Consider the following 12,416-nt stretch of genomic DNA (forward strand, 5'->3'; position numbering starts at 1 on the left):
GTCAGGCGCCGACCTGATCGCGGCGCCACGTGACCGTCAACGGAATGGGCCCGTCGGGCAACCAGGGCTGAGCGTTCACGGCGTCCTCGGGGTTCCAGGTGCCCCGTTCGATGACTCCCAACGCGGCGTCGATCACTTTGTAGTGCTGAATCCTACGGTGGATGGGCTGCGACTCCACCCACACCACGATCAACTCGCCGGGCTCGAACCGCGCCTCGTCCTGCACCGCCCGGATCAGATCCTCGTCGTGCAGGTGGCCGTCTCCGAAGTTGAAGCCCACCAACGTGTTACACACCACCTCAGCCTCCCGCACGGTGCGTTGGTCGATGTCGGGCAGGTTCTTCAGCAGCACCGAGTACAGCCCGCGGCCCTGGCTGTGCAGGGCGCGCCACGCCAGGATCTGCTGATGAAAGATCTCGGCCGTCGACGGGTCATAACCGAAGTCGATCAACTGGTCGACCGGGTTTGGCGACGACCGGGTCACCCGGTCGAGTTTCGCCTCGGCCCCCGGCGCGAAGGCCCAGACCGCCGAGGCCCAGTTGCCCGCGTACTGCCGCATGCTGGGCAGGAACGACACCAGGTCGGGACGCAGGTTGCCCAGCACCGGGTAGAAGCTCAACGCCGCGATGAGCAGCACCGCCAGCCATGGCGACGACATGTCACCGAGCCCGTACCCCGCCCAGTTCGGGAAGCCCAGGAACAGGAACACGGTCACGTAGGCGAACAGGGCATTCCATTCCACCGGCACGGCCAGCGGGAAGGTGGAGATGATGAACAGGTGGAACCCGACCATGATGGCGACCGCGACGGCCGTCAGCCAGGGCCACGGTGAGAACAGCAGGGTCAGCGGCGCGAAGATCTCGACGACGGTGCCCGGTCCGTGCGCCATGAACGTCGCCAGGTGTGACGGTCTCAGATCGTCGGGATGGTGCCGGTAGTGCGCGCGCTTGAGCCAGCGCAGCGGCATCGACGGACTGTTGCTGACCATGGGTGGGATCACGCTGGTGAAGTGGCACCCGAACTTCGACACTCCCGCCCAGAACCACACCGTGACGATGAGGATCTTGCCCGCGATGATCATGTCGACGAAAGGCATTGTCGCAAAGAAGAACAACGCGGGCAGGTACTGCTCGCCCCGGGCGGCCAGGAACACCGTCTTGTCCCGAAGCCCGATCAGGATCAGCGTCACGATGGGCACGATCAGCAGCGCCGGGGGCACCAGGCCGGAGGTGTTGTCGGGCAGTGCGGCCGACAACGACGGGCTCACCGCCCCTCGGGCGCACAGCGCCACCAGCAGCGACACGATCAGCGCGACGTACAACGCGATGTCGGCCCAGGTGCGGCGGTCACCTGAGGTCAGCGGCACCCATTTCCACGGCGCCAGGCGGATGGTGTTGGGCTTGGCCCAGAATCGGAACCCGCCCGTCATGGGTTTGGTCTTGCCGGCCAGCGGCCCCCAGGATCCGCCGAGCCCCAACACCTCGAGCAGCACGGTCCACAGGACGGCCTTCTGGTAGACGATCGGCTGATCCCACCACTGCCCGACATGCCAGAAGGCGGGCAGATCCGACGTCGCGGTGGCGATCGTGACGCCGAGGATGCCGTAGAACACCACCAGCTTGGCGATGTAGAGGATGTGGATCATCCGGGGTACGCCGTAACCCGCGTCGACCCACTTGAGTGCCATGATCCGGATGCGTTCCATCAGCGGCAGCGCGAGGAACTCATCGTGGTCGACATCGGGCAGTGTCGGGGTGATGAATCCCATCTGCGGCTCCTTGCGACGGCTGCCCTAACAGTAGGAAGGTCGCGCGCGCCGGTTCAGTGTTTTGACGCGGATACGTCAGCCGCGCACTAGCCGGTGAATCCCTCTCCCGAGGTCGACCGGTCGTGGCTGGTGTAGGTCAGCGGGATCTGCCGGCCGCTGGCGATCTTGTTGAGCGTCGCGATGCGCTCACGCGCGGCCGCGCCGGTGCGCTTGCGGCGTTCCCGGATCGGATTGGACCACGGCACCCTGTCGGCCAGCATCGCGATGCGGACGTTGAGTCGGGTGAGCCGCTCGAAGTTCCGGACTCGGCGTTCGATGTTGTAGCCGAGCGATTCGAACATGGTGCCCTCCAGCATCGCGTTGATCTGCTGGTACCCGAACACCACGCCGGCCGGGGCGAATGCGATGTTCGCGGTGATCGTGTTGGCGTACTTGTACACCACCTTCTTCAGCGGCCCGGGCAGCGTCTCGGTGAGGGTCTGCAGGTGTTCCGGCCCCGCGATGGCATCCACGAGCTCGGCGCGCCACGGGGACGGCTTACCGCCCCTGGCGAGGACGTAGTTCAGCGACTTGATCAGTTCCAGGCCGTTCGGGGAGTACAGCCGTTCGGGAGCACCCCACAGCCGTCCGGAGAACGAGGAGTACTCGGCGAGATCCTCGAGTTCTGAGTGCGTGAGTCTGCGGCCGAATGCGTGGTCGACCAGACGTCCGAGCAGCATGCCGCTTCCAAACCCCAGCAGCGACGTCACCGGGATGGGTTCGCCGAACTTGAGATAGAGCTCGTCACCCCACTTGCGCCGCAGCCCGCGGCTGGCCAGCGCGTGCATCAGCCGCACCCGCACCACGTCCTGGAAGGCCAGCGAGTGCCGGTCGAAGATCTCCGGCAGCGTGAATTCCGAGAACACCCGGGCGGTTTCGATGAAGCGGCGCGGCCCGTCGTCAGCGAATCGGCCCGTGGCCCCGGTGGCCGCGGAGATGTCGCCCGTCATGGCCGTCTCGTAGACCGCCCATCCGCGGATGATCGTGGTGGCACATGCTGTGCTCGACATCGCCAGCATGCGGCCGCGTTCGGCGGCGACGAGATCGAACTGTGCGGGCAGCTGATCGAGGTGCTCGAAGAGGTCGACCAGTTCCTGCGGGGGATCCTCGACGGTGTCGATGCCTTGGGTCAGAGCCTGTTCGAACAGCGCGCGCCCGCGTTCGTAGCCCAGGCGCTCGAACGCGTCGACCACGCCGATCATGTGTTCGTCGCCCTGCCAGAAGTAGTCGTCGCGCATGCGGGTCATGTCATTGGGTTCGACCTCTTTGTCGACGTCGATCCATTGTCCGAACATGAACTTGCGCATGTGGCGCCACTGGTCGGCGAACTGGTCTCGACCCGGTGGAATGGGCCGCAGCGGCCGGTCCGGGTGGTCCCGTCGATTGAAGTCGACATCCTCGAGGAGGACCTCCGGACGCTCGCCGGTCACAGTCATGCCGCTACCTCACTTGCAGTCGAATATTCAGGACACTGATTATGACGTTAGCTCAGCGCTCGATCGATGTGAACAGCGGTTCGGCAACGATGCGCCACGCCGGTCACGCCCCTGACTCAGCTGTCGAGGAACCTGACATGGTCAGCGACCGGATCGCGGCGCACCCGCAGCCGGTTGCCCGGGAATTCCGGGTCCGGATAGCCGACTGCCAGCCCGCACAGGATCCGCGCGTCGTCGGTCAGTCCCAACTGCGCGCGCACGGTCTCCGGGTAGCCCGCGATGGCCACCTGCACGCAGGTGCCGAGCCCGCGGGCCGTCAACGCCAGCAACAGGGTCTGCAGGAACATCCCCACCCCGAGGCTGTCGACGTGGTCCAGATCGCGGTGCATGTGGACGATCCCAGCCAGCGGAGCCCGAAAGAACTCCCAATTCCGCAGTACCGCAACGCGTCTGCCTTCGGTGTCGTCCCTGGCGATGCCCATGGACCCGTACACGTGTGCGCCGAGTTCGCGCCGCAGATGCGCGAATGCCGGCGGCAGCTCGGGCACCCGCGGCGGCTGGGACCGCGCCTCGGTCAGCAGCGCCTCCACCAGACGGTCCCGGGCCGGACCGGTGGTGAAGACCACCTGCCACGGCTGGACGTTGGAGTTCGACGGCGCCCGCATTGCGAGTTCGAGTGCCTCCTGCACCAGTTCCCGCGGCACGCTTTCGTCTCTGAGGAACAGGCGAGTCGACCGGCGTGACCGGATGGTGTCCTCGAGGTCGAACATGCTGATCTCCTCACGGCGCGCAGCGTCTGCTCACCACAGGATGCTCCTCGACCACCGCGTGCGCCGAGAAGGGCCGCGATGACGGCCCACCTGGGCGTCCATGTCCGCCAGGCTCTTCTCGAGGCCGAAAGAACTAGTGCGGGGGGCCCAGGTAGGGGAATTCGTCGACGGTGTCGGTGTGCGGGCTCAGCCCGGCTGGCGGGCAGATCCCCTTGGTCAGGAAGTCGACCCGGAAGCTGACGACGTCATCGCCGAAGGTCCGCCCGTTGGGGTATCCGGCGGGCAGGTTGGGGTTGTAGGTGAGCAGGTCGGGCAGCGTGCCCTCCTGCTCGATGGCCGCGATGGCCTCGGCCCGCGTGAAACCGCCGGTCATCTTCATCCGGTCGATGAACAGACCGATCCACCGCTCGCGGTCCTGGATGGGATTGGTGGCGTAGTACGCCGCGCGCGTCTCGTCATCGGCCAGGAAGCCGCGCACCGCGGGGTGCCCGACCCGGTCGACGTGGTTCCAGTCGCCGTTCTGGCGCACCGTGCACCGACCCCACACCCGGATGTCCGGGGCCGCCCCCAGAGCCGACGTCGGGACCTCGACCGCCAGCGCGATCACATTGGTGCCGACGTTGGAGTCCACACCGGTCCACGGGGACGGCCGCTTGCCGAGCTCGCCGTCGAAGCTCAGGAGGTTCCTCACGCCGTCGATGTCGCAGAAGAACGGGTCGCTGCGCACCCCGGCGGCGACGGTGAAACTGCCGGAACTGCGCACCTCGGTGGCAGCACCGCGAGTCAGTTCCACGCCGGTGAACAGTCTGGAACCGACGGCCTGGGGTTCCTCGGCGTCGCTGTCCACCGCGAGGTAGACGTCGAACGTCTGGGTGCCGTCCTCACCCGGCTCCGAGAATACGAAGCTGAACGCGATGTCGGTCCGCAGGTCGCCGTCGTTGTCGATGTTGATCCGGTAGACCGCATCCGGACTGAGCGTCTCGCCGCCTGTGTTGGCGGTCAGGATCAACACGGTGTGCGCTGGGTCGGCGGGTGCGGGGAAGACGTACAGATCGCGCAGGTCGAGCCGCTCATCACCCAGTGGTGGGTTGGAGCTCAGCCCGGTGTGTGAGTCGGCCATACCGCCTATCCAACCATGTCGAGTTGGTCACCTGACCTAGATTGGGAGCAGGCCGTGCTTGCGCTGCACGCGGCCCTGGATCTGCTTGTCGCGCAACAGCTGCAGTGACTTGCGCAGCAGCAGCCGGGTCTCGTGCGGCTCGATGACGCCGTCGATGTACCCGCGCTCGGCCGCGATCCACGGCACCGCCATGCCCTGGTTGTAGCCCTCGATGAAGTCCTTGCGGATCTTCTGCACCTCGGGCGCGGTCGGATCCGGGAAGCGCTTCACCAGCAGCTGAGCTGCGCCCTCGGCGCCGATCACCGCGATGCGCGCGGTGGGCCAGGCGAAGTTCAGATCCGCCGACAGCTGCTTGGAGCCCATGACCGCGTGCGCTCCGCCGTAGGACTTGCGGATCGTGAACGTCACCTTCGGGACGTCGGCCTCGACGACGGCGTTGAGGAACCGGCCGCCGCGCTTGATGATGCCGTTCTTCTCCTGCTCGACACCCGGCATGAACCCGGGGGTGTCCACCACGAACACCAGCGGCAGGTTGTAGGAGTCGCAGAACCGGACGAAGCGCGCGGCCTTGTCCGAGGCCTCGTTGTCGATCGCGCCCGACATGTGCATCGGCTGGTTGGCGATGACGCCGACCGGGCGCCCGTCGACACGGGCGAACGCGGTGATCATGGCGGGGCCGCCCTGTTCGGCGACCTGGAACACGTCCCCGTCGTCGAAGATCCGCAGCAGGATCTCCATCATGTCGTAGGCCATGTTGTCCGAATCCGGCACGATGGAGTCCAACTCCAGGTCGTGCGGGGTGATCTCGGGTTCCAGGCCCGGGTTGATGATCGGCGGATCGTCGAAGGTGTTGGCGGGCAGGAACTGCAGGTAGTCGCGCACGTACTGGAACGCCGCGGCCTCCGATTCCACCACCTGATGAATGTTGCCGTAGCGGGCCTGCGCGTCGGCGCCGCCCAGTTCATCGAGCGAGACGTCCTCACCCGTGACGTCCTTGATGACGTCGGGTCCGGTGACGAACATGTAGCCCTGATCGCGGACCGCGACCACGAGGTCGGTCTGGATCGGCGAGTACACCGCTCCGCCCGCGCACTTGCCGAAGATCAGCGAGATCTCGGGCACCAGCCCGCGCAGCAGTTCGTGGCGGCGGCCCAGTTCGGCGTACCAGGCCAGTGAGGTCGCGGTGTCCTGGATGCGGGCGCCCGCCGAGTCGTTGATGCCGATGATCGGGCAGCCGACCATGGCCACCCACTCCATGAGCCGGGCGACCTTGCGGCCGAACATCTCACCGACCGAGCCCTGGAACACCGTCTGGTCGTGGCTGAACACACCGACCGGGCGGCCGTTGATGGTGCCGTGCCCGGTCACCACACCGTCGCCGAAGAAGGCGTTGGGGTCGCCGGGTGTCCTGGCCAGCGCCCCGATCTCGAGGAAGCTGCCCGGATCGAGCAGCGCGTGAATACGCGCCCGAGCCGACGGGATGCCCTTCTTGTCGCGACGGGCCCTGGCCTTCTCGTCGCCGGGATCCTTGGCCAGCTCCAGCTTCTCGCGGAGCTCGGCCAGCTTCTCGGCCGTGGTCACCGGACTGTTCACAGCGGGGACGGATTCTTCAGTCACGATGACTGGTTACCCTTCTGCTCTGCCTGGATCTTGGTGATCGCCTGGCTCATGTGTGCCCCGACCTTAGCGATGTAGGGCTCGTCGATGGCCTGGATGTGCTCGCCGCCGATGTTCACCACCTCCAGGTCCGAGGCGAACTCGCCCCAGCCGCCGTCGGGCTGACGCGTGGAGTACGCGGGCTCGAAGGTGATGGCATCGTCGTGGTAGCGGTCGGCCATGTAGAGCACCACGTGCCCGTCGTACGGCTGCGGCACCGCGATCTCGAGGGTCCGCTGGTCCAGGTACGACGTGCGCTGGTGTTCGATGATGCCACCCGGAATCTGCACGCCGGACTCCTTGACGGCGTCCAGGACGAACTGCACCTGACCCGCGTCGTCGAGTTCCTCGAGCTGCTCGTACGGGATCTCCGGGATCTGCACGTTGAAGGTCTTCTCGGCGAACTTCGCGTAGCGGGCCCAGCGCTGGCGGGTGCCCTCCCTGCTCTGGTCGATCGGCGTGCCGGGGCGCACCGTGTCGATCAGGCCGACGAACTCCACGTCAGCGCCGGCCTCCTTGAGACCGATCGCGCATGCGTAGGACAGCGCGCCCCCGAGCGACCAGCCGGCCAGCAGGAACGGCTTGGCCTTGGCACCGTCCGTCCAGCCGTTGAGCTCCAACAGCTTCGGCACGTACTGCGCGGCGCGCTCCTCGATGGTGCCCTCGACACGCTCCAGGCCGATCATCGGAGTGCCGGCCGGGAGCCGGTTGAGCAGCGGCTCGTACACCACCGTCGATCCGCCCGCGGCGTGGAACACATACACCGGCACCTGGTCGTCGTTCTCGGGTGCGCGGATGGTGCGCACGAACCCGTCGAGCTCACCGGCTTCGAGGAACTCGCGCACCGTGGTGGACAGTGCCTCGATCGTGGGTGCGAACTTCACGTCCTCGGCCGTGATGGTGCCCTCGGCGCGCTCGGACAGTCGCTGCGCCAACTTGGCCGCGGTGTCGTCGTCGAGTGCGGGCAGCGAGTTGAAGATGCCGCCCGGCGACTTGCCCGTGACGATCGCCCACGTCGCGAACGTCAGACGCTCCGCCGCGTCGCGCGGGGGGACGTCGGAGTTCAGGGCGGCGGCGACGGCCTGCTGGTTCAGCGCGGCCGCGGCAGCGGCCAGGTCCGGACCCGGCTTCTCCTCATCGGCGGCAGGGGTGACGGGTTGCGCCACGGCCGGCCCGGCGGGGTTAGTAGGGGGCGGGGGGGTGGGAACCGGCCCAGCCGGATTGGTCGGCGGCGGCGGGATGCTCGCCGCGGTTCCCCCATCGGCCGCGGAGCCAAGGGCTTGGGCGTTCAGCTCGGCGGCCTCGGCGGCCACCGCGGGCTCGGCGGACGGGCCGTCGGCCTCGTCGGCGGGCGCCGTCGCCACATCGCCGTCGGCCTGCGCGGCCACCTCCGCCAGGCGCTGCTCGATCTCGGCGGCCGTGCTCGCACCGCCCAGCAGTTCGGCCTGCGCCTTGGCGTACTCCTCGGGGCTGGCGGTCTGCTGGAACTGATGCAGTTCGGACACCTCGTCGCGGTGCTCGACGGCGTAGATGATCAGCTGCTCGACGTTGTAGAGGTTGGCGTCGCGCACGGCCTGCAGCTGGATGGGCGGCAGGTCGAAGTCGTACTCGACGCGGTTCTTGATCCGCACGGCCATCAGCGAGTCCAGCCCCAGCTCGATCAGCGGGACCTCGCGAGGCAGGTCCTCGGGCTCGTAACCCATTGCGCCGCCGACGATCGCGGCCAACCGGTCACCCACGGTCTCCCCGGAGTCCGGCGACCACTTGGCGAAGCCGGCACCGAGATTCGCACCGGCGGTGAGGTTGTCGGACAGGATCGAGGCGTCGTCGACGACCTCGGGTTCGAGCACCGCGGCCGACACCACGTCGGTGCCGGCTGACGGCAGCGCGACGGCCGCACCCGCGGCGGACGCGGTGGGCAGCGCCGCGGCCTGTCCGGCCCGGGTCACCACCGCGTCGAAGACCAGCGTGAAGGACTCCTCGATGCGGGCGTGCACCTGCACCGTGGCACCGCCGGGGTGCCGGGTCAGCGTGGTGACCAGGCGTGACCCCTCACCCGGGATCGCGCGCTGTTCGAACGCCGTCAGCTGCGCGTCCGGAAGCACTTGGGTCGCAGCGGCTTTCACCAGGTTGGACAGGTCCGTCGCGGTGACCGCGGCCTTGGGCGCGTACTCCCAGATGTGCCGGCCGTCCGGCGTGGCGACATGGTTGCCCGGCATGAGCACCGATGCGTCACCGGTGAACTTCGCGTCCAGCCAGTACGGCTTGCGGCGGAAGCGGGTGGGCGGGACGTCGGCGTAGTCGGTCGCCGGGTCGATGGGCCGATCCGTGGGGTTCGGGAACAGCGTCCGGAAGTCGAGGTCGTGGCCGTGCACGTAGAGATTGGCCAGTGCCACCGTCATCGAGTCGACCTCATCCTGCTTGCGCGCCAGCGTCGCGATGAGCTGGGCGTCGTGCAGTCCTGCGGCCGCGGTCGTCAGGCCCACCTGCATGAGCGCAACCGGGTTGGGAGCCAGTTCGACGAAGGTCGTGTACCCGGAGTCGACGGCGTTGCGGATGCCGTGCGTGAAGTACACGCTGTGGCGCAGGCCCTTCTTCCAGTATTCGACGTCGTGGATGGGCTCGCCGCCCGGGCGGATGTAGCCGCCCTCGTGCACCGTGGAGAAGTAGCCGGTGACCAGTGGCAGCGGTTCGATGCCCTGCAGTTCGGCGGTGAGCTCACCCAGCAGCGGGTCCATCTGCTGGGTGTGGCTGGCGCCCTTGGTCTGGAACTTGCGGGCGAACTTCCCCTCGGACTCGGCGCGCGCGATGATCGCGTCGACCTGGTCCGGCGGGCCGCCGATGACCGTCTGCGTCGGGGCGGCGTACACGCAGACCTCGAGGTCCGGGTAGTCGGAGAACACGGTCTTGATCTCGTCGGCGGAGTATTCGACCAGCGCCATCAGGCGGATGTACTCGCCGAACAGCATCGCCTCGCCCTCGCCCATGAGGTGGCTGCGCGAGCAGATGGTGCGGGTGGCGTCGGCCAGGCTCAGGCCGCCGGAGAAATACGCGGCGGCCGCCTCACCGAGCGACTGGCCCACGACGGCCGCGGGTGCCGCGCCGTGGTGGCGGAGCACCTCACCGAGCGCGATCTGGATGGCGAAGATCACCAGCTGCACGACTTCGATGGGGTATTCGCAGGTCTCGTCGGTGTAGTCGACGGAGTCGTCGAGGATCAGCTCGACGATCGAGTAGCCGCGCTCGTCCTGGATCAGCGCGTCGACCTTGTTGATCCACTCGGCGAACACGTCGTTGCGCAGGTACAGGCTCTTGCCCATCTTGCGGTGCTGGGCGCCGAATCCGGCGAGCACCCAGACCGGGCCGTTGGTCACCGGACCATCGGCCGCCAGGACCAGCGGGCTCTGCTTGCCCTCGGCCAGCGCGCGCAGACCCTTGACCGCCTCGTCGTGGTCGTGGGCCAGGACGACGGCCCGGGAGCGGCCGTGGTTGCGGCGCGAGAGCGAACGTCCGATGGCCTCCAGCGAGGTGGCACGGCCGGCCTCGCTGTCGATCCAGTCGGCCAACTCGGCCGCCGCGGTCCGCTTGCGCGAGGTCAGGAACGCCGAAACCGCCAGCGGCACAATCGGCTTGATCTCGTCTTCGGAGGCCGCGAGCTCCTCGCGCGCCACCTCGAGCAGCCGCAGGGCCTCGTCGGTCAGGCCGGGCAGTTCCGGTTCCGCGTCGACGGCGCGGCCATAGAACTCGTCATCGCCGCGATCGTCGTCGTCGTCGATGAACTCGCCGTACTCGTCCATCCGGACGCCGCCGACATAGACCGCGTTGGCCTCGCTGGTGGCCGCGTCATCGGACTTCGATTCCGAAACCGGTTCGGGCGCAACGAGATCACTGGGCAGAACCTCGCGCACCACCAGGTGGGCGTTGGCGCCGCCGAAACCGAAACCGGAGACACCTGCGATCTTGTGGCCGCTGTAGCGCGGCCACTCGGTCACCTCGTTGGCGACCTTGAGGTGTTCCTTGTCGAAGTCGATGTACGGGTTGGGGCCCGCGTAGTTGATCGACGGCGGGATCTTGTCGTTCTTGATCGCCAGGGCGACCTTGGCGATGCTCGCCGCGCCGGCGGCCGACTCCAGGTGTCCGACATTGGATTTCACCGCACCCAGCAGTGCGGGCTTGTCGGCGGCACGGCCCTTGCCGACGACACGTCCCAGCGCGTCGGCCTCGATCGGGTCACCCAGGATGGTGCCGGTGCCGTGCGCCTCGATGTAGTCGACGGTGCGCGGGTCGATGCCGGCGTCCTTGTAGGCCTTGCGCAGCACCTCGGCCTGCGCGTCCGGGTTGGGCGCGAGCATGCCGTTGGAGCGACCGTCGTGGTTGACCGCCGAACCCGCGATGACGGCCAGGATCTCGTCACCGTCACGGCGCGCGTCGGCGACCCGCTTGAGCACGATCATGCCGCCGCCCTCGGACCGGGCGTACCCGTCGGCGTCGGAGGAGAACGACTTGATCCGGCCGTCGGGTGCCAGCACGCCGCCGACCTCGTCGAAACCGATGGTCACCAGGGGTGTGACGAGCGCGTTCACGCCACCGGCCACGACGACGTCGGCCTCGCCGGAACGCAGCGCCTTCACGCCCTCGTGGATCGCGACCAGTGAGGACGAGCACGCGGTGTCGATGGCCATCGACGGTCCGCGGAAGTCGTAGAAGTAGGACACCCGGTTGGCGATGATGGAGCTCGCGGTGCCGGTGATGGCGTACGGGTGCGCCGTCGTCGGGTCAGCGACGCCGAGGAACTGGTAGTCGTTGGTCGAGGATCCAACGAACACCCCGACCGGTGTGCCGCGAAGGCTCGAGGCCGGGATCCTGGCGTGCTCCAATGCTTCCCAGGTCAGCTCGAGAGCCATCCGCTGCTGTGGATCGATGTTGTCGGCCTCCATCTTCGACAGCGCGAAGAACTCGGCGTCGAAGCCCTTGATGTCCGAGAGGTAGCCGCCGCGGGTGCGGGCCTTGGCGACCCGCTCGGCGATGCGCGGCTCGGAGAGGAACTCCTCCCACCGGCCCTCGGGCAGGTCGGTGATGGCGTCGCGGCCCTCCATGAGCGCGGCCCACGTCTCGTCCGGCGTGTTCATGTCGCCGGGGAACCGGGTGGCCAGGCCGACGATCGCGACGTCCCACTCGCCCGAGTCGCCACCGGTGTCGCGCGACCAGTCCTCGTCGTCCAGAGCGGACAGGTCCTCTTCGGGCTCGCCCTCGACGATCACCTGCGCCAGCGCCTCGATGGTGGGGTGCTTGAACGCGACCGTGGCGGTCAGCGTGGTGCCGGTCAGGTCCTCGATGTCCGAGGCCATCGCGACGGCGTCCCGCGAGGACAGCCCGAGTTCGACCATCGGGGCGGACTCGTTGATGGAGTCCGCGGGCTGGCCGGTGGCGTTGGCCACCCAGTTGCGCAGCCATTCACGCATCTCCGGCACGGACATGTCGGTGCGTGCCGGCGGCGTGGCGGAACCCTCCGCCTTCTGCTCGGCCGATGGGGTGTCGGGATTGGCGTTGTCTTCAGACATCGAAGGCCTCACTCACTTCTCTTCGGCGGAGTCTTGAGGGCGTCGAGAGCCCGTCCTCGGCTCGCT

At 67.9% G+C, this 12,416-nt stretch carries 6 protein-coding genes; all 6 read right to left on the reverse strand.

Annotated elements, in window-relative coordinates; genetic code table 11:
* Window position 1: 1 nt before the first annotated feature.
* Window positions 2-1,768, reverse strand: coding sequence for a DUF3556 domain-containing protein (locus A5727_RS00645; RefSeq protein WP_068242818.1), 1,767 nt, complete (start codon window positions 1,766-1,768; stop codon window positions 2-4).
* A gap of 86 nt (window positions 1,769-1,854) precedes the next feature.
* The gene (locus A5727_RS00650) at window positions 1,855-3,243 is read right to left on the reverse strand and encodes an oxygenase MpaB family protein (RefSeq protein ID WP_068242821.1); all 1,389 of its coding nucleotides are present in this window, start codon (window positions 3,241-3,243) and stop codon (window positions 1,855-1,857) included.
* 116 nt (window positions 3,244-3,359) lie between these two features.
* Window positions 3,360-4,013, reverse strand: coding sequence for a nitroreductase (locus tag A5727_RS00655; RefSeq protein WP_068242824.1), 654 nt, complete (start codon window positions 4,011-4,013; stop codon window positions 3,360-3,362).
* A gap of 133 nt (window positions 4,014-4,146) precedes the next feature.
* Entirely contained in the window at window positions 4,147-5,133 is a 987-nt protein-coding gene (locus A5727_RS00660) for a DUF4331 family protein (RefSeq protein WP_068242827.1), read from the reverse strand.
* A gap of 36 nt (window positions 5,134-5,169) precedes the next feature.
* Window positions 5,170-6,726 carry an acyl-CoA carboxylase subunit beta gene (locus A5727_RS00665; RefSeq protein ID WP_197507539.1) on the reverse strand — a complete coding sequence of 519 codons (1,557 nt, stop codon included), beginning with the start codon at window positions 6,724-6,726 and terminating at the stop codon, window positions 5,170-5,172.
* Between the two features lie 20 nt (window positions 6,727-6,746).
* Window positions 6,747-12,350, reverse strand: coding sequence for a polyketide synthase Pks13 (gene pks13 / locus A5727_RS00670; protein ID WP_068242833.1), 5,604 nt, complete (start codon window positions 12,348-12,350; stop codon window positions 6,747-6,749).
* Window positions 12,351-12,416: the final 66 nt, after the last annotated feature.

Source organism: Mycobacterium sp. ACS4331 (genome assembly GCF_001667265.1).
Classification (GTDB): domain Bacteria; phylum Actinomycetota; class Actinomycetes; order Mycobacteriales; family Mycobacteriaceae; genus Mycobacterium.

Excerpts from the sequence above, each read along its gene's own strand:
- A5727_RS00645 (WP_068242818.1), bottom strand. The coding sequence starts at position 1,768 with ATGGGATTCATCACCCCGACACTGCCCGATGTCGACCACGATGAGTTC.
- A5727_RS00660 (WP_068242827.1), bottom strand. The coding sequence starts at position 5,133 with ATGGCCGACTCACACACCGGGCTGAGCTCCAACCCACCACTGGGTGAT.
- A5727_RS00655 (WP_068242824.1), bottom strand. The coding sequence starts at position 4,013 with ATGTTCGACCTCGAGGACACCATCCGGTCACGCCGGTCGACTCGCCTG.
- A5727_RS00650 (WP_068242821.1), bottom strand. The coding sequence starts at position 3,243 with ATGACTGTGACCGGCGAGCGTCCGGAGGTCCTCCTCGAGGATGTCGAC.
- pks13 (WP_068242833.1), bottom strand. The coding sequence starts at position 12,350 with ATGTCTGAAGACAACGCCAATCCCGACACCCCATCGGCCGAGCAGAAG.